Origin of the sequence: Acetobacter oryzoeni (assembly GCF_004014775.2) — a bacterium.
In the GTDB taxonomy this organism is placed as follows: Bacteria; Pseudomonadota; Alphaproteobacteria; order Acetobacterales; family Acetobacteraceae; genus Acetobacter; species Acetobacter oryzoeni.
In genome coordinates, this window is the sequence record NZ_CP042808.1 from 501476 (window position 1) to 523602 (window position 22127).

General features: G+C 56.7%; 21 protein-coding genes. 12 read left to right on the forward strand and 9 right to left on the reverse strand.

Translation table 11 applies throughout. From position 1 onward, the window contains the following. The first annotated feature begins 8 nt into the window (after positions 1-8). A complete protein-coding gene (locus EOV40_RS02460; protein ID WP_128104948.1) occupies positions 9-875 on the forward strand; it encodes an NmrA family NAD(P)-binding protein in 867 nt (288 codons plus the stop codon). A gap of 25 nt (positions 876-900) precedes the next feature. Beyond that, positions 901-1335, forward strand: coding sequence for a lysozyme inhibitor LprI family protein (locus EOV40_RS02465; protein WP_128104949.1), 435 nt, complete (start codon positions 901-903; stop codon positions 1333-1335). A gap of 43 nt (positions 1336-1378) precedes the next feature. Here the strand turns inward: EOV40_RS02465 and EOV40_RS02470 are convergent, their stop codons facing one another. The 3 genes from EOV40_RS02470 to EOV40_RS02480 form a co-directional block, all read right to left on the reverse strand. After that, a complete protein-coding gene (locus EOV40_RS02470; RefSeq protein ID WP_128104950.1) occupies positions 1379-1663 on the reverse strand; it encodes a hypothetical protein in 285 nt (94 codons plus the stop codon). 131 nt (positions 1664-1794) lie between these two features. Further along, a complete protein-coding gene (locus EOV40_RS02475) occupies positions 1795-3294 on the reverse strand; it encodes a Hint domain-containing protein (protein ID WP_128104951.1) in 1500 nt (499 codons plus the stop codon). A gap of 379 nt (positions 3295-3673) precedes the next feature. Beyond that, a complete protein-coding gene (locus EOV40_RS02480) occupies positions 3674-5125 on the reverse strand; it encodes a Hint domain-containing protein (RefSeq protein ID WP_128104952.1) in 1452 nt (483 codons plus the stop codon). A 234-nt stretch (positions 5126-5359) separates the two neighbouring features. Between EOV40_RS02480 and EOV40_RS02485 the strand changes: the two genes are divergently transcribed. After that, a complete protein-coding gene (locus EOV40_RS02485; protein WP_128104953.1) occupies positions 5360-6016 on the forward strand; it encodes a LysE family translocator in 657 nt (218 codons plus the stop codon). 122 nt (positions 6017-6138) lie between these two features. Further along, the gene (locus EOV40_RS02490; RefSeq protein ID WP_050819308.1) at positions 6139-6357 is read left to right on the forward strand and encodes a hypothetical protein; all 219 of its coding nucleotides are present in this window, start codon (positions 6139-6141) and stop codon (positions 6355-6357) included. A 42-nt stretch (positions 6358-6399) separates the two neighbouring features. On the opposite strand, the gene EOV40_RS02495 is transcribed toward EOV40_RS02490, so the two are convergent. Further along, positions 6400-8424, reverse strand: coding sequence for a Hint domain-containing protein (locus EOV40_RS02495; protein ID WP_128104954.1), 2025 nt, complete (start codon positions 8422-8424; stop codon positions 6400-6402). 167 nt (positions 8425-8591) lie between these two features. Then, positions 8592-9443 (reverse strand): LexA family transcriptional regulator, encoded by an 852-nt coding sequence (locus EOV40_RS02500; protein ID WP_050819310.1) that lies wholly within the window; start codon positions 9441-9443, stop codon positions 8592-8594. A 157-nt stretch (positions 9444-9600) separates the two neighbouring features. Here EOV40_RS02500 and EOV40_RS02505 point away from each other — a divergent pair, with 157 nt between their 5' ends. From EOV40_RS02505 to EOV40_RS02520, 4 genes are read left to right on the forward strand one after another with little or no spacing between them, the layout of a single operon-like run. Next, entirely contained in the window at positions 9601-10257 is a 657-nt protein-coding gene (locus tag EOV40_RS02505; protein WP_128104955.1) for a hypothetical protein, read from the forward strand. Beyond that, the gene (locus EOV40_RS02510; RefSeq protein WP_128104956.1) at positions 10257-11102 is read left to right on the forward strand and encodes a winged helix-turn-helix domain-containing protein; all 846 of its coding nucleotides are present in this window, start codon (positions 10257-10259) and stop codon (positions 11100-11102) included. The genes EOV40_RS02505 and EOV40_RS02510 overlap by 1 nt, the downstream gene beginning before the upstream one ends. A gap of 18 nt (positions 11103-11120) precedes the next feature. Next, positions 11121-11624 carry a hypothetical protein gene (locus tag EOV40_RS02515; RefSeq protein ID WP_301273090.1) on the forward strand — a complete coding sequence of 168 codons (504 nt, stop codon included), beginning with the start codon at positions 11121-11123 and terminating at the stop codon, positions 11622-11624. 43 nt (positions 11625-11667) lie between these two features. After that, positions 11668-12207: a hypothetical protein gene (locus tag EOV40_RS02520; RefSeq protein WP_050819313.1), complete on the forward strand. Its 540-nt coding sequence runs from the start codon at positions 11668-11670 to the stop codon at positions 12205-12207. Positions 12208-12294: 87 nt separating this feature from the next. Here the strand turns inward: EOV40_RS02520 and EOV40_RS02525 are convergent, their stop codons facing one another. Then, a complete protein-coding gene (locus EOV40_RS02525) occupies positions 12295-14058 on the reverse strand; it encodes a Hint domain-containing protein (protein WP_128104957.1) in 1764 nt (587 codons plus the stop codon). A 312-nt stretch (positions 14059-14370) separates the two neighbouring features. Between EOV40_RS02525 and EOV40_RS02530 the strand changes: the two genes are divergently transcribed. Continuing rightward, the gene (locus EOV40_RS02530; protein ID WP_128106180.1) at positions 14371-14931 is read left to right on the forward strand and encodes a recombinase family protein; all 561 of its coding nucleotides are present in this window, start codon (positions 14371-14373) and stop codon (positions 14929-14931) included. A gap of 79 nt (positions 14932-15010) precedes the next feature. Here EOV40_RS02530 and EOV40_RS02535 read toward each other — a convergent pair whose 3' ends face one another. Beyond that, entirely contained in the window at positions 15011-16111 is a 1101-nt protein-coding gene (locus tag EOV40_RS02535) for a Hint domain-containing protein (RefSeq protein ID WP_230844461.1), read from the reverse strand. Positions 16112-16723: 612 nt separating this feature from the next. Continuing rightward, a complete protein-coding gene (locus EOV40_RS02540) occupies positions 16724-18421 on the reverse strand; it encodes a B12-binding domain-containing radical SAM protein (RefSeq protein ID WP_244296989.1) in 1698 nt (565 codons plus the stop codon). An 89-nt stretch (positions 18422-18510) separates the two neighbouring features. On the opposite strand from EOV40_RS02540, the gene EOV40_RS02545 reads away from it, so the two are divergent. Beyond that, entirely contained in the window at positions 18511-20607 is a 2097-nt protein-coding gene (locus tag EOV40_RS02545) for an acyltransferase family protein (protein ID WP_128104958.1), read from the forward strand. Here the strand turns inward: EOV40_RS02545 and EOV40_RS02550 are convergent. After that, a complete protein-coding gene (locus EOV40_RS02550) occupies positions 20604-21251 on the reverse strand; it encodes a hypothetical protein (RefSeq protein WP_087651480.1) in 648 nt (215 codons plus the stop codon). The two genes, EOV40_RS02545 and EOV40_RS02550, sit on opposite strands and share 4 nt — an antisense overlap. Positions 21252-21414: 163 nt before the next feature. On the opposite strand from EOV40_RS02550, the gene EOV40_RS02555 reads away from it, so the two are divergent. Further along, a complete protein-coding gene (locus EOV40_RS02555) occupies positions 21415-21957 on the forward strand; it encodes a hypothetical protein (protein WP_128104959.1) in 543 nt (180 codons plus the stop codon). Then, a complete protein-coding gene (locus EOV40_RS02560) occupies positions 21944-22123 on the forward strand; it encodes a hypothetical protein (protein WP_050819318.1) in 180 nt (59 codons plus the stop codon). The genes EOV40_RS02555 and EOV40_RS02560 overlap by 14 nt, the downstream gene beginning before the upstream one ends. Positions 22124-22127 lie beyond the last annotated feature (4 nt).

Below are 22127 nucleotides of genomic sequence, written 5' to 3' on the forward strand. Positions count from 1 at the left end.
AGAAAAAGATGTTTGCCGTTCTTGGGGCCTCTGGCCATGTGGGCACAGCCGTTACGCAATATCTGTTGCAGCAGGGGCAGGCCGTAACCGTTGTGCTGCGTAACCCCCAAAAAGCTGCGGCATGGGCGCAACGCGGGGCCACCGTGGCGTTGGTGGATGTGCATGATACAGATGCATTGGCGCTGGTGCTCCAAAAAGCGGATCGGGCCTTTTTGCTCAACCCACCGGCCAACCCCGCGCTGGATACGGATCACGCAGAACGCGCTACCGTGCAGTCCATCCTGCAGGCGTTACGCGGTGCAAAGCTGGAAAAAATTGTTGTGCAATCCACCTACGGGGCGCAACCGGGCGCACATTGTGCAGATCTGGGCGTGTTGTATGATCTGGAGCAAGGCGCCCGCCAAACCGGCATACCGCTGTGCTGCGTGCGTGCCGCGTATTACATGAGCAACTGGCTTTCTGCCGTGCCCGCAGCCCGAACATCCGGCAAGGTGATGAGCCTTCTGCCCGCCACGCTGCCCGTGCCCATGGTGGCCCCGCAGGATGTGGGGCATCTGGCAGGCCAGCTTCTTATGGACCCGGTGCAGGAAGCTGGGGTGTATTATATAGAAGGCCCCACACCGTACACCGCGCAGGATGTGGCGCAGGTTTTTGCGCATATTCTGCAACACCCCGTGCAGGTGGAGGACATACCGCCCACCGCATGGCTTGCGTATTACAAGGCCAATGGGTTTTCAGACAAAGCGGCCCGATCTTACGCAAATATGACCGCAATATTCATAAACCAGCGGTATGATCGCCCAACAAACCCCGTAAAGGGTGTTACGGATCTGGCATCCTACCTTCGGGCAGAACTGGCAGGTTGCACCCCATAAACAGGCCCAAGGATGCGTGTGCCAGATGCAGATACAAACGGTTTTCCTGCTTGGCGCGGCCAGTGTGCTGTGCACCGTGCCGGCACGCGCTGCGGATAAATGCCCGGGCCTGACAACGCCAGAAATTGTGGCCTGCCAAAAGCAGGGGCTGGATAAAGCGCAAAAGGAGCTAGAGCGCTACAGTGCAGCGGCGGAAGGGCGCATACGTCAATCGGCTGATCCAGAGCACGCTTTGGCGGATTTTCATGCAGCGCAGCAGTATTGGAAGCAGTATCAGAAGGCAGAATGCAACGCTGCATATGCAGCGTGGTCTGATGGCACAATCCGTTCCAGCATGGCGCTGGCCTGTATGCTCCGCCTGACCCATAGCCGCACCATGGATATCTGGCAGATGTGGCTGACATACCCCGATAGCACGCCCCCCACCTTGCCCAAGCCCGTTTTTACAAACGAGGAGTGATAAACCCGAATTTTTGCGTATGCAGGCGCTTGCGGGGTGTGTGTTAATCTCGCGTGCCCCAGCGCCACTTCCACCCGCCTTTGGTGCGGGTTTTGCACACCCAAAAAAAGGCCACCGTGGCGGCAAGGTTAAGCACCATCACCACGCCCACGGCTAAAAGCGGCCTGCGCAGGGGCAAAACCGACAGGCCAAAGGTGGAACCCAAAGTAACAGCCAGAAAAAGCCCCAAGGCCACCCAACCCTGCCACGCAATAGGCAGGCCCGCGCCATAGCCAAAACGCTTGGCGGCAAACCATGCAGGCGGAGAGGGTTTATGAGGAGGAAGCATGCCGGTTGTTTTACAAAAAAACCGCGCAGCACAAAAGCATAATACGCAAAAGTGATAACTTCTGCCACGTAAAGCGGAGCGTATTGGGGCGCTGTTTTAAACACCCCAATATGTAAACCAGTTATGGAAGATCAGGCCATTTTGGCGGCCACATCCTGCGCGGTATCGTCCGCAAGGTAGGGCCCGGCTGCGCGAATTTTAACAGACAGCATGCAAATGGCTCCTTGCGTATCCTGTGCAGGCAAGGGGAGTGCTGCGTTGCCGTTTGTCCAAGCGCAGTCTGTCCAGTCTGTTGCGTGCCAGCCTTCGGGCTTTTCGGTCTGCAAATGGGCTGTAATGGCCTGATGTTTTGCGGCAGACAGCAGGTTTATTTCCGCCACAGCCACACCCATCTGGCGGCGATCATCCACAAACGGGCCAATCACATCCGCCGGGCGGCTGGCGCGGGAGGCCAGATGTACCTCCTGCGTGTTGGCGGGTAGCATGAAATTATAAGTACCGTTCTTGCAGTTTGCGGGCCAAATGGTGGCACCCGTGTTGGTAACAAGGTGCAGTTCCGGGTTCTGCACGGTGGCAGGCGCGGCCCAGTTGGCCCCCGTGCGTGCAGTTATCTGGCGGAACACGGCTTCCACCCGCTCGCGCTCCACACATAGCGGTGCGGCGGCATCTGTCTGCCAGCTTTTGGCAGCCCCACCCAGCTGGATGACATTGCCCTTCTGCGTAAAGCTGCGGCGGTTGCCTGTATCCAGATAGCTTTCTGTCAGCATGCCATCGGCCATAATCACGGCGTGATCTGGGGTTTCGATGTGATAGTAAGTGTAAGAGGTGATGGATTTATCATAAAAAATGCTGCTGCCATTTACCAGCATACGGGCGGGAATAAACGCCCCATCAAAAAACAGGCAGTGTTCCGCAGTCAGCAGCATGTCTTTGTAAGGCACACCATCAGCAATGGCGTTGGCCAGAATACGCACTGGGTAGCCCGCCATATCGTCCGGCAGGGCGGGGTTTACGGTGCAGTGCGCCATACCGGCCCAGCTGAGTGTGCTAACCGAGGCCTCGCCGTCCACATAAGTCAGCACCTCATCCCCGGCGTGCAGATCCTGCACGGCCACGGCCCCTTTGGGGGTGGCAATCATGCTGTCTGCCAGAAAGCACACCGTAATTTCATGATGATGGTTGAAATGGCTGATATTTTTAAGAGGCACGGTGATGGAATTATGGCCGGGACCGTGGCCAGGGCCAGGACCATGGTGCCACGGATCATTATGGTGGGGCCCGTGGTCATGATGATCATGCCCGCCGCCCAGATTATACGTGTTGCCACTAAGTGTAACCGTGCCCAAAAAGTGGCCGCGCGTATCTATAAGCGTGATAACTGTCTGTTTTGTAAAGTTATTATAATTTACAGTGCTTTTTGAGATGGACAGATGATCTGAGGCATCAAATGTCAGCACGTTGGAGATGTTTTGCCCAAAATTGCCGGTAATTGTAAGCGCAATCGGCTTTTGGGCAGACAGGTTCTGGATATCCAGATTTCCGCCTGTGCCCGTAAAGTTTACGGTGCTACGGCGTGCGGAATCAGACGCATCAAACACAACCGTCTGGTTGGTATCAATGGACGTGACCATGGGTTTTTCTTTCGGTGAAAAGTTATGTTTGGGATTCGCAAATAACAAAATACAAAAACAGAAATAAAAAAGTAAATAGTGATAAAATATATTATCATTACTTGCAAAGTGATGGAACTTTTTGCGGAATCAGGAATCCCATGTAAATATGGATTTTTCTTACATTTTTGTTTGTAAATACCCTACCGTAGCAGCGTTGTATTTGAAAAAATACTTAGGAATTTCCTGCACCCATACGGAACACCACAGCAAAAAGATGATGTTTTATCAGTAAGTTGTCCGCCTGTTCTGGCCATAAAAAAGGGCCAGCACTCTTCTGGTGCCAGCCCTTGGGGGTGTTCTTTTAAAACACCCCAATGCGTAAACCAGTTTTGGCAGATCAGGCCGTTTTGGCGGCCACATCCTGCGCGGTATCGTCCGCAAGGTAGGGCCCGGCTGCGCGGATTTTAACAGACAGCATGCAAATGGCCCCTTGCGTATCCTGCGCAGGCAAGGGGAGTGCAGCGTTGCCGTTTGTCCATGCGCAGTCTGTCCAGTCTGTTGCGTGCCAGCCTTCGGGCTTTTCGGCCTGCAAATGCGCCGTTATGGCCTGATGTTTTGCGGCAGACAGCAGGTTTATTTCCGCCACAGCCACGCCAAGGGTGCGCCGATCATCCACAAACGGGCCTATCACATCCGCCGGGCGGCTGGCGCGGGAGACAATGCGCACCGCCTGCGTGTTGGCAGGTAGAATGAAGTTGTAAGTATCGTTCTTGCAGTTTGCAGGCCAGATGGTGGCGCCGCGTTCTGTAACAAGGTGCAATTCTGGCGCGTGCGTGGTGCGCGGTGCCGTGTATGCGCCCTGTGGTGCGCGAACCGCAATCTGGGTGAAGATGGCTTTTGCGGCATCCCAATCCACACATAGCGGGGCGGCAGCATCTGCCTGCCAGCTTTTGGCAGCCCCACCAAGCTGGATAACATTGCCCTTCTGGGTAAAGCTGCGGCGGTTACCTGTATCCAGATAGCTTTCTGTCAGCATGCCATCGGCCATAATCACGGCGTGGTCTGGGGTTTCAATGTGGTAGTAAGTATAAGAGGTGATGGATTTATCGTAAAAAATGCTGCTGCCATTTACCAGCATACGGGCAGGAACAAACATGCCGTTAAAGAACAAGCAGTGTTCCGCAGTCAGCAGCATATCCTTATATGGCACACCATCGGCAATGGCATTTTTTACAATACGTACGGGGTAGCCAGCCATATCGTCCGGCAGGGTGGGGTTTACGGTGCAGTGCGCCATACCGGCCCAGCTGAGTGTGCTAACGGAGGCCTTGCCGTCCACATAAGTCAGCACCTCATCCCCGGCGTGCAGATCCTGCACCGCCACGGCCCCTTTTGGGGTGGCAATCATGCTGTCTGCCAGAAAGCAGACTGTTACTGAGCCATCATTCCTTGGGGTGGCAATAACCCGGAAAGACATGCCTTTGATAGTAGCATTTGGGAATGAAGCAGGGATAAGCCCCCAGGGATCTCCCGCTAATGTAATGGTGCCCAGTGCATTGTTATTGGCATCTGCCAGATTAATGATGGTGTTTTGATTGGGCTTTGCCGTAACGGTTACTGTACTGTTTGACACGGAAACATTGTCTGCCGTGCCAAATGTTAGCACGTTGCTGATATCTGCACCAAAGTTTCCGGTAATTGTAAGGGCGAGCGGGTTGGAGGCAGACAGGTTGGTGAGTTCCAGATTGCCGCTTGTGCCTGTAAAATTAATGATGCTGTTCAGTGTGCTGGATGTGGCATCAAATGTAACAGTTTGGTTGCTGGGAATGGTAATTGTGGACGTTGCCATAACAGATGCTTTCTAAATACGAATTAAGTTTGGAAATAGCTAATATGTTGGAGATGAATAAGGAAACTAAAAACACAAAAGTTAAAAATGTTTAAACTAACAAAAAGTGATGGAACCTTTCATCAACTGTTATAACACGGCTGTGTACCGCCATTTCTGGCGTTGTAGTGGGGGTATGTGTAAAACAGGCTGTGTTTCTCACTATGTTTATAAATATACAGTAAGGCTTGTAGTATGACCTGGCACAACTGGGGTGTGTTCTGCGGCATTGTGTTCTTTCTGTGCGCGATTCCCGGCCCTAACATGCTGCATGTGCTGGCCAGTGTGGCGCGGGTGGGTATGGCGCGCGGGGTAGCCACCATGCTGGGCTGCTTAAGTGCGGTTGTGCTGGTGCTTGTGGCTTCTGCCGCCGGGTTGGGGGCAGCACTTGCGGCATCACCGCATTTGTTTGGCGTGCTGCGCATATGCGGCGCCCTGTATCTGATCTGGCTGGGCGTACAGGCATGGATGGAAGGCGGGCAAACGCCCCCGGCCACTGAAGCCGCGCCCAGCGTATCCACCACCGTGCAGGCAGAAAGTGCGGTGCAGGGCAGCGCATGGGGGCGCTGGCGCAAGGGGTTTTGGGTGGGGCTGAGCAACCCCAAGCTGTTGCTGTTTGCGGCGGCGTTTTTTCCGCAGTTTATTGCGCCCCATGCCCCGCAACTGCCGCAGTTTGTGGTGCTGATAACCACCTTCGCGCTGCTGGAAATGCTGTGGTACGGCGTTTACGCCATAGGCGGTTACACACTGGCCCAACAGTTGCAGCGCCCTGCCATTCGCCGGGTGTTCAACCGCATAACGGGCTGTGTGTTTGTGGGCTTTGGGGCCGTGCTGTTGCGTGGGCGCGCATAGGGCCACGGTAGGGGCAGCTATTCGCTGCGTATATTGTGCCACGTCGCCCAGTTGATTACGATACGCAATAACACAGCACCACAGCCCCCGTTGTGCGGGCAAGATGAGGATACCGCCGCCACATGTCTCAGCCCAAAAAGGGATGGCCCAAAAGCTGGCCTCTGGCCGTGGTGTGTTGCTGCGTTATTCTTACGCTCTCTATTGCCGCATTTAGCATGGGCGTGGCGTTGGTGCTGGAAAACAGCGTGGCGGGGCCGCTATGGCTGTTTATTTCCGCCATTACCTATTACATCGCCGATCAATCCATAGAATGGAAGAACAGGCCCGGCGGCGGAAACTAAAACCCCCGCACGTTGGGTAACATGCGGGGGGCAAAGTGGGTGTTAGCCGTTGGCGGCAAGTGGCAGCGTAAAGGCCGCCGGAGTGGCCAGATAAGGGCCAGCCTGTAACACTTCCACCGTCAGCAGCGCGGGGCCGCGCGCCGTGGTGGCGCCCAGTGGCAGAATGGCGTTGCCATCTGTCCACCGTGTTGTGGGCTGGGGCATATCCTGCCAGCCATGTGCGCCATCTTCTTCTGCCAGATGGGCGGTTATATCCACGGCTTTGCCAGCAGAAAGCACCGTTACGCGGCCCAGCAGCACGCCCAGCATGCGGCGTTTATCTACAAACGGGCCTTCCACATCACACGGGCGAGAAGCGCGAGAAACAAGGCGCACGCTCTCTACCCCGGCGGGCAGCATGAAGGAGATATTGCGCCCCATGGCCCGCAAAGGCCGAATAACCGTGCCCGCTGCCGTAACAAGGTGCAGCCCGTGGCTGTGGGTGATGTCCGGCTTGGCGGGGGCGGCATTGTGGCCCGCAACTTGGGCCGCACGTGCGGCCAGCACACGCCAGATGGGTTCCACCACATGGCGCGCAGTGCCCAGCGGCACGGCGGCATGTTCTGCCCAGTTTTTGGCCTTGGCCCCAATGGTTACAACATTGCCATCAGATACAAAGTTGCGGCGGTTGCCTGTATCCAGATAGCTTTCCGTTAGCATCCCATTGGCCATGATGATGCTGTGTTCGGCTGTTTCCACATGGTAATAGGCGTATGCGGTTATGGAGCGATCAAAAAAGATGCTGCTGCCATTTACCAGCATACGGGCGGGCACCAGCATGCCATTGGCAAAAATGCCGTGTTCCGCCGTTACCAGCAGATCCTGATACGGCACACCCGGCGCAATGGCATCGGCCAGAATACGCACGGGGTAACCGGCCATATCATCGGGCAGGGCGGGGTTAACCGTGGCTTGCGCCATGCCAGCCCACACCACCGGGCGCACATGGGTTACGCCGTTTACAAACGTTAACACCTCATCACCCCGGCGGATGTTTTCCACCGCCACCACACCGTTGGGCGTGGCAATCATGCTGCCTGCCAAAAAGCAGATCACGCCTTGCCCGCTATCAATGGTGATGGTCTGGGTTTCACCCTGCGTAGGCGCATCCTTGTAGGAGCTGTCATACGTAACGCTTTTAACCTGAATGGGCGTGCCACTTGTGGTGGTGAGCGCAACATTATTGGCGGAAAGCGTGGCTGTGGTTACTTGCGTGCCATCCACGCCCAGCCTGTCACCGTCTTTCAGGTTTTCTATGTTCACCTTGTTGGCGCCCCATTGCAGGTTGGGCAGCACAAGTGTGTTGTTGCCAGTGCCAAACACAACGGTGGAGCCATCTGCCGGATATGCCGAGCTGCTAAGCGTGGCGGTAGCACCATCATTCAGCGTGAGTATGGTTGTGCTGGCAAGGGAACTGTTATCCGTAAAGCTGGAGCCGGTAACATTGATGGGGCCAGACATGTTGGTGGAATTGCCGGCTGTGCTGACAACAGACCCACCCGTAATGTTTAGCGTACCCTGGCCACCGCTACCGTTAACTGAGCCCATAACAATATTGGATTTATCAATATTGATGGTGCCCTGTGGTTGTGAGGTAAATTGGAGGCTTGGGCTGGTCCAATCCTGTGTCACGCCCTCAAACGTGGTTGTGCCGCCGTTGTTCACCGCCAGGCCAGTGTCCAGGGCCAAGGGGCGTTCAACCAAGGCTGTGCCGCCTTTTTCCACTGTCAGGGTGTTAAAGGAAAGCGCAGTGCTGCTGCTGGCAATGGTGAGCGTACCCAGCACATCTATGTTTACGGAACTGAGCGAGGTGACATCCGCAGGGATGGTTACGGAAGCGCCAGCCGGAATGGTGATGGTGGTGTTTGCTGAGGGCGCACTTGTTGCAGGCTGGCCGTTGTATTGCCAGTTGCTGGCATCTGCCCACGCGCCATTTGTGGCAGGGCCAACCCATACATAGCCTGAACTGGTGTTTGTCATAGAATTGTATAGTCCTGTGCGAATACAGTAAAGCCATTCAACAAGCACATCAGTACTTGATGTTTTTGTTCACTTTAAGGCATTGTTAGGGCGCGTTTAACGCATTTGATGAAACGTATTTACGCAACAGGAAACAGGACCGCAAGGGTCTTGTTAACGAAAAGGTGAGATATTAATGAACTCTTAATGCGATTGTTGCAAAAAAGCCGCAGCGCTTATACGCAATGTGCATACCACACAACGCGGCCCAATATCTGCACGCGGCTGGCGGGCAGCGTGTAGGCAGAAAACCTTTTGTTCTCGCAGCTTATCTGCACCATCGGGCGGGTTTGGGCATCAAACGTGCGTTCTGCCCAGCGGCACACCACGCTTTCGCCATCAAACAGCACAAAAAGCCCCGGTTCTGCCAAGGCCGTGCGCTGTGTATCCATCAGCACCAAATCCCCATCGCGCAGCAGGGGCTCCATGGCTTGGCCCTCTACGCTCAGGGCGCGCAAATGTTCAGGGCGCGTGTTCAGGCGCTGGGTTATCAGGCTTTCTTCAAAATATTTGGGGCTGCCCAGCATCTGCGCTTCATTATACCGGCCAGAAGTGGTGCTGCGCTGCGCCAGATACGGCACCATAACATAGCCCGGCGGCGCGGCCACTGCGGGCATGGCGGTGCGGGGCTGTGGGGTGCTTCTTGCCCGTTTTATCTGCGCCATATCCAGCGCCAGTTGAGGGGTGTTATCTGGTTTTTCCCGGCTGGAAAAACCATGCACGCGCACTGTGTCTCGCGGGTTTTCCTGCGGGGTAAAAGGCGGGGGCAGGTAAGGGGTACGGCGTTCACGCAGCATTAGCCCCGGCTGGGCATGATCCACACCGGGGAACAGCAGATCCCGCGCGGTGCAGCCCAGCACCGCGGCAATGCATTCCAGTTTTTCTCCACCCGGATTGCGAGACTTCCCCTTGAGAATATCACGCACATAGGTATCGCCCACACCAGCCTTGCGGGCCAGTGCCTTTTGGGAAAGCCCAAGATGGGCCATCCGGCGTTCCAGTTCATCTGCTACGGGTGATCTTGTCATGGGTCTGCACTATTCCACGCCGGGGGGCTTCGTGTAAAAGGGGATATATCCCTCTTTTTTGGGTTGACGCTGCGGGAGTGGTCACCATAGCGTCCGGGTCAGGCCATGTTTTGGTGGTGCAAATGGCCAGCCACCCAAAAACCACGGATACCCCATTATGCCTGTTGCCGGTTCCACTGTATTTGATGTTTCTGCAAACAATATTAAAAATCATAATGTTTTGCAGTTTCCGCGTCTGTTGCGTGCCCCCAAAAGGGGTGGGGTTATGCCCCCCAATGGCCCGGCACTGCAACCGGCTGGGCACAAGGGTGGCACGCCCGCCCTTAAGGGCAAAAAGGGGCAGGGCGCAAACCTGTCCAACCCATTAACGCGGTGTGATGCATCACAACATACCGCCGAATCCACCTTGCCCTTGCCAGAAGGGGTTAATGCTCTGGCCTGCCAGCAGGCGCAGCGGCCCGGCACATCGGCGCAGGTGGTGGCCAACATGGTGGGGCTGCGGCGCAAGGGGTATTCCTTCCGGCGTATCGGGCGGGAAGTGGGCCGGTGTATGGAGGGCGTGCGGCAGGTGCTCATGCGGTATGAAGATGCCCTGAAGGCCCAATCCCCCGCGCACACGCCCCAGCCCAAAGGCTATGCCGAACTGGTAAGAGACCCCGAACCCCTGCCCGTAGGCCACCCCATTGCCATGCGGGGGCTCTGGAAAGGGCTGGAACACTGGCAACCCGCGCCACACACCACCCCCACCACCACATGGCAGCAGGATGAAGCCGCCCTTGCCCAAGCCCTGCTGTGGAACGGAGGTGCCGCCTAATGCCCCGTTCTGCTGCCTCAGCCTCATCTCCCGCAACACCCGCAGCCACACCCGCCAGCACGCGGCGCAGGTGGTCTAAGTTCTGGTGGCAGGATCATGAGCGAGACCCCGCCTTGCGGTTGTGCAGCTTGGCCGCACAAGGTTTGTGGATGCGCCTGCTATGCCTGATGCATGAGGCCGAGCCCTATGGCCATTTATGTGTAAACGGCAAACCCCTGCACCCGCGCCAGATTGCCCAGATGGTGGGCGTAGGCCCCCAGCAGGTGCGCCGCTATATGGCAGAGCTGCAAGATGCCGGCGTGTATGCCACCACGGCGGAGGGCGTGCCGTATTCTCGCCGCCTGGTGCGAGACCGCGCAGCATCCGATGCCGGGGCCGCATGGGGCCGCACCGGGGGCAACCCGCAGCTTAAGCCCGATGCCCCCGCAACCAAGGCAGGGCAGGGGATAACACCCCCACCCGAAGCCAAGGTTATGCTCCAAGAAGCAGAGGCAGAAACAGAAGCAGAGGCAGAACATCCCCTCACCAAGTTCGGGCCGGACACGGATGCGCGCACGCATCTGTTCAAATCTGGTCTGGCGTTTTTGAAAAAGGCTACCGGCAGGCCAGATCGTTCGGCCCGGGCCATTCTGGGCCGCTGGCTGAAGCTGACGGGGGATGATGCCGCCGTGGTGCTGAACGTGCTGGCCGAATGCGCCCGCTTTAACCCCGCAGAACCCGTGGCGTGGATAGATGCCACCCTGCGCACCCAGTTGCAGATGCGCCCCGCGCCAGAAGAACCCACCAGCCAGCACGCTCGCCGTATGGCCGCGTGGGATGGCGTGCCGGATGTGGAGGGCGTGTAAGTGCCGCACCCTTACCCCATGCAGGCGCAGGGGGCGCGTGCCGTAATGCACGCACCCCACGGCGGAGGCTACACGCCCGCGCCGCCCGATATACAGACCCTGTTTGCCGCAAGGCGTGAGGGTGTGGCGTTAACCGCGCAAGATATGCCCCCCAATATGGAGGCACAGGTGCAGGCGTGCTGGCAGCGCGTGCAACTGGCCATGCAGCCGGTAAGCCAACCCATTGTGGCGGCGTGGCTGAAAAAGCTGGGGCAGTTGGTTTCCAACCCACCGGGGGCGGCCGATGCCGCAGCGCAGTGCCGCGCCATTTATGAAGTGTGTGCCGATATGCCAGCCGGGGCGTGGTGCCCGCAGGCGCGTTTGGCATGGGCGCGGCAGCCTGCACGCAATGGTTACCCGGTGGGCGCGCGCTGGCCTGCTCCGGCAGAATTGCGGGCTGTGCTGCTGCCTTTTGCCAACACCATCTGGCGCGATGCCCACGGTTGCAAGGCCCTGCTGGGGCTGCACACGCGCACGCCATAACCCACCCACATTTTGCAAACACCCTTAAAAACACGGAACACACATGAAAACACAGGCCGCAGCCCAGCCCACAACATCCGCCCCCGCAGGCCTTATGGCGCAGGCCACGCTTAACAGGCCGCGCCGCACAGTGCAGGGGTTGCTACAGGCGGGGGATATTACGCAGGAGGCCGCCGATGCCGCAGAGCGATGGTGCCGCAATTATGTGTTTGGGTATTTTGATTATCTGGAACACACCACCCCAGCGCCGCAGGGGCAAAGCGTGCGGCATGATGCCGTATCCTGGCAGATGGTGCGGGCAAAGGCCATGGCGCGCATTACGGCGGTGCGCGATGCGCTGGGCCTGTGTGCGCACCAGCGTTTGCGCATGATGCTGGTGGATGATCTTTCCTTCCGCGCAATGGGGGAGGCATTGTTCCCCAATATTTCCAGCAGCTCTGCCCAGCGCAAGATTGCGGCGCAATGTGCCCTGGTGCTGGAGCAGCTTGCCGCGCTGGAGGCCACATTCCGCCGTGCAGAGCAGGCTAAAAAGGCCGGAAGGCGTAAAAATGCACGCACGGAAAAGGAAGTTTTGCAGGGCTGAACGGCAGGCACGCACGCAAGAAAAAAGGAGCCAATGCACCCGCACTGGCTCCTTTTTTGCAAAGCATATGCTGTGCTGTGCGATTTTTTACGCCAGAGCAGCCTGCACCTGTGCCGTATGTGCGGGCACGGTGTAAGCCCCTGTTGCCAAAACCTGCACATGCAGCAGGCAAAGCCCCTGCAACGTGGCGGGCAGCGGCAGCTTGGCGTGGCCGTTTGTCCACCGTGCGTGGCCAGATACTTCTGCCGCGTGCCAACCTTGCAGATCTTCGGCTTCAAGATGCGCGGTTACGGGCTGGTGCGTGCCAGCGGATGTAATGCTGATTTGCCCCACAGCCACGCCCAATGTGCGCCGGTCATCTACAAACGGGCCTTCTGCATCGCACGGGCGGAAGGTGCGAGATGCCAGATACACATTTTGTGCCCCCTGTGCGGGCAGCATAAAGGTGTAAATGCCGTTTTCATGCCGCAGCGGGTGCACGCTATGGCCCTGCGCGGTAACCAGATGCAAATTGGGCTGGGCAGAGGTTTGTGCAGCCTGTTGTGCAGTGGTGTTTGCGTAAAGTGTGCTGCCACGTTCTGCCAGAGTGCGGAACAGGGGTTCTACAAACGTGCGGGAGGTTTCCAGCTTGGCGGCGGCATCCTGCGCCCAGCTTTTTACGGCACCACCAATGCGGGCCACGGAGCCTGCCTGCGTAAAGCTGGCGCGGTTGCCTGTATCCAGATAGCTTTCTGTCAGCATACCGTTAGCCATGATAACGGCGTGGCCTTCGGTTTCTATATGGTAGTAATCATACCCGGCAAAGCTTGTATCGTACACAATGGATGTGCCGTTTACCAGCATGCGTGCAGGCACAAAACTGCCTTGCATGTACAGGCAATGTTCTGGTGTAATCAGCAAATCTGCTGCGGGCACGCCATCTGCAATGGCGTTGGCACGCACGCGCACGGGGTAGCCTGCAACATCATCCGCCGCAGCCGGGTTGGTGCGGGCGTGGGCCTTGCCTGCCCATGTAATGCGGCGGGCAACAGGCTGGCCATCTGCTGCAAATGTAAGAACTTCCTGCCCTGCAACAAGGTTTTCTACTGCCACATCACCTTTGGGTGTGCGGATCATGCTGCCGGGCAAAAAGCAAACCAGAACACCCGTTGTGCCGCTGCTGTTTTGCGCTGTGGCGCTAAGGTAAAGGTTGCCCCCGCTGGTGGCCTGATAAAGCGTTTTGGTGGCGGGGGTGTAATCTCCATTCACAACAACGGTAATGCCGGTGTTGGTGGTAATGGTTGTGTCCGAGCCATTATACGTAGCGTTTGTAACGTAGCCCGCGCCGGGAACTTCGATAGTGGCCCCTGCGTTGCTAAAACCATCAATATTGGTGAATGTTAGAATTTCTACGCCGCTTGCGGGTGTGACCACCAGCGTGCCGCCACCGCTGCCAAATGTAATACCTGCACCGCTGAGCGCGGAAATTTCGGATTGCTGCACAACACCCATATTAAGGGTGCCGCCGTTTTCTATAGTGTATGTTGTGCCGGTAAGGGCGGTAATAATATTGGCGCCGGTAAGGGAAATGGTGCCGCCATCTGCTGTAAAGCTGGAGCCCGTAATCAGGCCCAGCACGGTAGAGCCCACATCAACAGTAACGTTTGCGCCATCTTCTGCCGTAACATCGTAGGGGTTGATGGCGCCAATAATGGTAGGTGCAAAATCAAGCTTGGTTGTAACATTGCTTCCTTTAAAGGTAGCACTCGCTCCGGCGAGAGATACAACGCCCACAACCCAAAGCGCAGGAACGAGTGTATAGCTACCGCTGGTGGTGACAGTGTTGCCATAACCATAAAGGATAGTGGACATCGGCATATTCCTAAATGCTGTACTGGAAATAAAGAATATTTCTGATTCTTGCATGTATAGTATGGGAGAACGCTGATGAGGCGGTATGGATATTTATTTTCATAAATAGTAAAGTTATGAAAAAACTGTTGAAATATAAACAACAGTTACAAAATTAAAATTAAGACATAATTAAAAATAGGCTGTTTTTGGTACGGATTGTTTCTATATGATGAAAGCGGTGTTATAAGGCCGCCGAAAAAGTTTGAAACTTTTTTGAAAAACAAGGAAATTTTATCAAATTTCACACGAAGATATTATCTGCACATGGAGATGATTATGAGTATAGGATATGTGAGTGCAGATTGCCCATTTGTAAGCCGGGATGAGCAAAAAAGGATTCTGGAAGAATCGGGATGCCAGTTTATATTTACTGGCTCTTTTTCAAAAAACGGATCTTCTTTTTTGCACTTTGTGGCACGGCAGAAGATGGGCACACACATTGCTGTGGCGCAAATGGACTGCATTGTAAGCAGTTGGCGGCATTTGCGTGATATTATCTTGCAGGTTCAAAAACAGGAGTGCACGCTGGTTTCCCTAAAGGAACCATGGGTGAACACGTGTGCAAAACACGGCGCGCTGATGCTGGAAGTGCTGGGCGGGCTGGAAAAACTTGAAAAACGCTTTATACGCCAGCGTATGTCTACAGGCAGGCACAAGGCCATGTCTGCCGGGTGCCGCATGGGGCGGCCCAGCAAATTAACGCAACAGCAGTATGAGGCCGTGGCGCAGGCACGCGCCAAAGGCTACACGCTGCGTGAAATTGCTGAAGAATATGATGTAAGCATCAGCATGATTTCGCGGTTATTGAAAAAGATACCCCGCCAATCATGAAAGATACGTTCTGAACCATAGCCCCGCAAAAACACGGGGCCATGATACGGAACGTATTATTTTTTCAAAACCTTGTGAATTACTTGCCGTTTTTACGAGGGCCGTGAAAATCATGCTTCATATACGGGATGGTATCCAAAATCTGGATAGATAAAAGCCCCATCTTGTTCTGGCTGCGCTCTGCCATCATGGGCAGGTGGGCGTGGCCATCTGTCCAGCGCCCGGGTTCACCATCATGTTCGTGCCAGCCCTTAAGGTCTTTCTCCATATGTGAAGAAATATTGCGGGGCTTTCTGTTTTCCTGAAGGGTGATATTGCCAACGCGTATGCCAAGGCGGCGCTTGTCTTGCACATATGGGGCAATAACATCTACCGGCCTGCTTGCGCGCGAGGAAAGATGCACCTCATGCACGTTGGGCGGCAGCATAAACATGGCCAGATTGTTTTGTTCCCGCATTTTGCGGATAAGCTTGCCGGTATCTGTAATCAGGCTGAGGTCATGCTCATGCGTGATTTCGGGCGGGGTATATAGCTCATGGCTTAGGCCACGGCTTTGTGCGCGCGCCAACAGGCGGTGGTACAGCGCGGCCACAACCTCGCGGTCTGTTACCACGGGGGCATCTGTGCGGGTGTGCCAGTGCGTGTTGTTGGGGCAGGGGGGCAGTGCGCTGGCCACCAGCAGCCCTTCGGCCACAATAATGGCGGGGCCAGCCGTTTCTAGCGGGTAGGCGGTGTAGCGCTCAAACGTGTGATCGTAAAAAATGGAAAGCCGGTTTACCAGCAGGGCTGCGGGCACAAACTTGTTTTCAAAAAACAGGCACTGGTCTGGCGTTAGCAGCACATCCTGCGTGGGCAGGCCATCTGCTATGGCATCTTGCAGCACGCGTATGGGGTATCCGGCCTCATCTTCCGGCAGGCCGGGCAGCACGCAAATATGCTGGGCCATAACCTTGGTAACCGGGGCAGGCGTTTCTGCCATTTCCGGGTCATACGTTACAAGCACATGGCCGGGTGTAAGGCTTTGTACAGGCTGCGGCCCGCTTTGGGTATGGATGTTGGTATCATGAAGAACGCCGGGCACAGAAATATCTGGATGACGTGCCAAGGCGCCCTCGGGAAGGGTCTGACCGGATTTGTCGTGAATGTCATGCACAACCGCATGGCGGGGAAGCGCTGTCATTTCTTCCTTCTGACTTACACCACGGAAAACAACTTCCGTATCTGTGCTTCAACGTAAAATGTTCCTTGATCTTGCGAGAACAAGGCGCATCCAGAACTTTTTTTCAAAACCTGAAGGAATAAGGCATACATGCCTAATGTGTGTTGCAACTGCATCCATCAGGCCTTGATTGCGCCATACTGTACCAGCCATAAAAATTTTGCCAAGTTATAAAAGCAAATAAATTACCCGGAAGCTTAGTTTATCATTTTAGTATGTTGTGTATATGTAAATCTAACTTAAGTAAAAATACCAATAATTCAAGTAAAGCAAAAAAGTAATACTGAAATGTATTAAAAATTATACAATTTTTTTGTGATATATTTATGAAAAGTGCCTTGGTGTAAAAGACACGGGAAAGCTAAAAATTGAAAAACCGGAAATTATAACAGCAAGATGAATATTTTTTTCCAATGCAGGGGGATGTGTAAATGTTTACTTAACGCGAAGTTCGGTCTGATCTGTCACTTCCGCGTTATTTATGCAAATAAAGTATATCTGGAATGCATGAATGGATGAGGCACCCATGCCATTCCCCCACCATTGGGGCGGGGGAATGGGGCTGAACAGGGCTTAGTAAATATCGAAATCGTTATTGCCGGTGGAGGAAAAAGCCATGCGGCGTTCTGTAAGATCCAAAATCCACGATGACATATCAGACCGGGTGCGCGGCGGAAAAGGCAGCCGCTTGAAGATGGAGCGCATGGAGTAGAACTTTTTATACATCCACTGAATGCGGGCTTCCATTTCCTTGGGGGAGCAGTTTTTGGGCCAGATCTGGCAGATCTGGCCGGGCCAGCGGTCAATTTCTGGCGCGTTGATAATACGGCCTGCCTTTTCCATACGGTTAAACAGCGCCGTGCCCTTGGTGGGGGTAAGAATGTTGAAATACGCCGCAGGCACCTTGTGTTCCTCCAGAAAGGAGATGGTGGCGCGGTAGATATCGTGGTCTTCATCATCAAAACCGAAGATGAAGTTGAGCGAGTAGCTGATATCGCGCTGGCGCAGGTTTTCAAACATTTCGTGGTAGCGGCTGGCTTTGTTCCAGCCTTTGCGCATGCCGTCCAGAATATCCTTATCAATACTTTCAATACCGATATTCACGTGCATCACGCCGGATTTGCGCGCTAGATCCAGAAACTCCTTATCCAGACACAAATTGGAAGACCACAGGGTAGACCAGCGAATGCCCAGCGGCACCAGCCCTTCCATCAGTTCCATGGCGCGGCTTTTCTTGCCGCCAAAGTTGCTTTCACCAAAAAAGAAGTGGCTGCCACGGTTCTTGATGAGCTTGAGCTCATTGACCATTTCGTCCACCGGGCGCCAGCGGTAGCGGCCACCAAGGTAAAACCGTTCGGAGCAGAAATCGCACACAAACGGGCACCCGCGGGAGGATTGCACGGCAAAGGTGCGGAAGGGGCCAAACTTTTTAAGGTCCAGCAGGTCATACCTTGGGGCGGGCAGGCCGTTCAGTTCCTTAAGCGGTGTGGCGCGGTAAATGCTTTTCAGCCGGTTGGCGGCGGCATCTTCTAGCATTTCCTTCCAGATGGGTTCGGCCTCACCCACGCCCACGGCATCTACGTGCTCGGCGGCTTCTTCGGCGTTAAAATACACATGGGGGCCACCCATAATGACTTTTACGCCGCGTTTACGAAATTCCTTGGCAATATCGTAAGCGCGGTAGGAATGGAGCGTCCAGGCCGTAAGGGCCACAACATCCACCGGCGCATCAAAATCTATATCTTCAAGCTGTTCATCCAGCAGCGTTACCTTCCACTCTGGCGGGGTCAGGGCGGCAAGGTACGGCAGGGCAAGCGGCACCATCTGTCGGCGCTTGGTTTTAAACAGCGTTCGGTCTGTAGGGGCTTTATAATGCGTGGGCTGAATGATCAGAAGGCGTAGGTCATTTGCTGGCATGTGGGTATCAGGATCTGCTGGATTAAAAGAAAAAATGGGCAGATGGTGCCCCTTTGTTACGGAATATACATAAGCAGGGGTGGGGGCTGTCCACCTCCGCTCAAGCATGGCGGATGTGTGCCCACCGTAACCAAACGCAGCCCCTAAGCTGGCCTGCGGGGTGGCGGTAAGGCGCAGCGTGCGCCGTAATAACAGGGATGCACGCAGGGCATGGATTTGGCATATCCATGCGTTTCCCGCAATGCGGCGGAACCGGGCTTTTGGCATGGCTCCCATGCCTGCAGGTGGGGGGTATGGCGGGCTGATGGCGTGGCGCGTATGGGCGCCAGCACGGGGCGGCGCACGGGGTGGCATAAAACCTGCGTGTAGGGTGGGGGTGCAGCATATATAAGGGGCACTTATAAGGGGCACTGGCGTATGGGCTGGCGGCGTAAAGGGGCGGGATGATCGGGTTTGGCTTTTTGCGGCCTGTTATGCAGGTGGCGGCGTGGTTTTGGCCCGGCAGTGCGGCCCAGCTTGCGGCCCCGCCCAACAACGCCGGGTGGCGGGCAGATATAGATGGCCTGCGCGCGCTGGCTGTGGTGGGGGTGGTGGTGTACCACGTCTTTCCCGCCGCGCTGCCCGGTGGTTTTGGCGGGGTGGATGCGTTTTTTGTAATCTCCGGCTTTTTAATCAGCGGGCATCTGGTGGCGCATTTTGGGGCGGGGCGGTTTTCTGTGGCCTCGTTTTTTGCGCGCCGGGTGCGCAGGCTGGTCCCCGCACTGCTGGTGGTGCTGGCCGCCACCCTGCTGGCCGGATGGTTTACCCTGCTGCCCACCGAGCTTGCCGCCGTGGGGCTGGATGCCGCAGCGGGTGCGGCATCTGTGGCCAACCTGCTGATGTGGCACGCCCAAGGCTATTTTGACCGCGCAGCGGTGCTTAAGCCGCTGTTGCATTTATGGTCATTGGGGGTGGAGGAGCAGTTCTATCTGGTCTGGCCGCTGGTGCTGGCGCTGGGCTTTGCCGCGCGGGTGCGCGCAGGCATGCTTGTGGGGGCCACGGGGGCGGCGTGCTTTTTATATAGTCTGGCGTGCAGTGTGTGGTGGCCGGGGGGCGGGTTTTATTCTCCCCTTAGCCGAGGGTGGGAGTTCATGCTGGGGGCTGGCCTTGCCCTGCACGGCGTGGCGGAGCGTGGGCCGAAGGGTGCAGCGTGTGCCACCCCGGCGCAGCCTGCACCTGTGGGCATGGGCCGCATGCTGGCGCGGTGTGCCGCTTTGCTGGGCCCAAGCCGGGGGCGCAATGGCGCGGCCATTATGGGGCTGGCCTGTGTGGTAGCCGGGTTTGTGGTGCTGCGGCCGGGTGTGGGCTTTCCCGCACCTTGTGCGCTGTTGCCTGCGGGGGGCACGGCATTGCTTATTTGGGCAGGTGCTGGCGCGTGGGTAAACCGGCACGTGCTGGCCGTGCGGCCCATGCGGGCAGTGGGGCTTATCAGTTACCCGCTGTATCTGTGGCACTGGCCGCTGGTTTCCTGGTTTCATATTGTGCGTGGGGCTGGGGTTATTCACAACAGTGCGGGGTTTGCGCTTATGGGCGCAGCACTGGTGCTGGCGTGGCTGACCACCAAGTGTGTGGAAAACCCGTTACGCGGCGGGCATTTTCGGCAAGGCAAAACGGCGGCCCTTGTGGGCGGCCTGGTGGCTTTATGCGCGGCGGGGCTGCTGACGTGGCATACTGCCGGCTGGCCCGCACGGTTTGCGCACACCCCGGCGGGCACGGATCTTTCTGCCATCAATCTGGCGGTGCGTGATGGCATTTTTGCCCCCACACCGCATATGCGCATCACGCACGAAAACGGGCTAACGGTGGCCACCATAGGCCATGCGGGCCACCCCGTAATGTTTACGGGGGACAGCCTGCTTTTTCAGTGGGGGGCGAGGGTAGAGGCACTGTTGCAGCAGGGGCGGCTTAAGCACACGGTTATATTTGTAGCAGGCCCCAGTTGCAGCCCCTTTGCGGGTGAGGTTTATGAAAAATCCTTTGCATATTGCGGCAATATGCAAAACGTGCAGCAGCGCATCATGCAACAGCAGAGTGTGCAGGCCGTGGTGGTGGGGGCGTTCTGGCCGCGTGTGCTGTTGCACACACCGGGCACACAGGCACAAAAACAGGCGGCTTTTGTGCAGGATATGCGCAGCCTTTCGGGCAATGGGGCGCGGCCCGTGTGGCTGGTGCTGCCCACCCCGGCAGATGCACGCTTCAGCCCCGATAAACTGGTGGCCCGTAGCCTGCTGCATATTGGCGTCAACACGGCTTTGCTGGAGCAGGGTATTCCCACCCAGCAGCTCCGTAACGATATGGCGGCGGATACGGCGTTTGTGCAGGCCCTTGCCACACAAGCCGGGGCAAAGGTGCTGGATGCGTGGCCCGATATCTGCGGCACCGGCCCAGCCTGCGCGGTTATTACCCCGCCAGCCACGCCCAAATATGCAGATGACAAGCATTTAAGGCCTGGCTTTGTGCAACAGCACGCCACGTTTTTGGATGATGTTCTGGCCCGTTAGGGCGTGTTCCAGCCCAGCCAGAAATCCGGGGCATCGTTCCACTTGGCCAATATGGGGGAAAGGTGCCTGCGGGCCTGAAAGCAGCCCATGGCAAAACCTGCCGTGCCATCGCACGAATCGTTGCGCTGGTGGGTGGCGCCCTGCATCCAGAACAATGCGCCGCGCTTGCGGTCTCCGCTCAGCCCGGCAATCCAGCGGTTCCAGATATGGCGGGCGTTCTGCCCTTCATGATACGCGGTCATATCCTGCGCGGGGGCGGGGGGCATGGCCATGGCGGGCGGCATAACGTGGTAGGGCTGCGCGCCCGGTGCCGGGGGCGCGGTGTTAAGCGCATAGGCCACACCCGGCGGCATGTGCCCACCGGGCGGAGGTTCCAGCGGCACGGGGCCAGCCAACAGCAGCATGGCAAAGCCCGCCGCCGCAATGCCCACAAGGCTTACCAGCCCAAAACGTATGGCGCGCGTTGCATCTGAAGTGTGTGAAATGGGCTCAACCGAGACAGCACGCAGCGCTTTTTCTGCTTTTTTCTGGCACCGGGCGCTGCAATACGGCGCGTGGGTGTTGGTGTGGTAGATACGGTCACACCATGCACAAGCTTTGTCCATGACCTCCCCATCACCCATTCTGCCAAGATTTTCTGTCACGCGCGGCGCACTATAACAGTGTTCGATATATTTGCCAGTCCTGATTGGGAACAGTTCTTAACTGTGTGTTCACATACTGGTTTGCCTTGTTTTGACAGGCTGCGTGGTCAGTCCTAATTCCCGTTCATCATCCCAAAAATTGTAAAAAACCAAGGACATTCCTATGCCTACAGCAGTGCGCAGGGCAAAGCTGGCCTGTGGCGCGGTTTTGCGTGGCGGGGCCCGGTGGTGGGTTGTGGCGCAGGTTGTGCCTACGGGTGTGGTGATGTGCCCGCTGCTATGCACCCCGCGCGACCATCACCGGGCAGATATTTGCATAGGTTGGGCGCAAGCCCTGCTTTTGGGGTGCCCCGCGCAGGCCGTGCTGCGCTGCCGCCCGGTATGGCGCGGCACTGTGGCGGGGCTGGCCTGTGTGGGCCAGCTTAACCCGCCCACATGCCAGCGCATGGTGGCCGCCCTTGCGCGGGAGCACCACCACCATCAGCACGAAACAGACCGCCCGTTTATAGCCCACGGCCGGGGCGTGCGGTCTGGATCTTCCTTTGTTCAACAGGGTTGGATACGTGGCCATGCCCCGCAAGACAGCAGCACCCGCGCAGGGCGCATTAGGGCCATCAGCTTTGGCCCCGATGGCGCGCCGCAAAAGGCGCAGCACAAAACCCGTAACCCCGCTGGATATCTTCACCCGCATCATGCAGGGGGATGAAAGCATAACAGACCGCCAGTTTGATGCCGCCAAGGTGGCCGCGCCCTACATGCACCCCAAGCTTTCGGGCCTTGCCACAGATGCCCTGCCACGCCGCAGCGCAGATGCCTTTACGGATGAGGAACTGGCCGCCCTTGCGCAGGAAAACGGCGTGCCGCCGCCTTAATGGT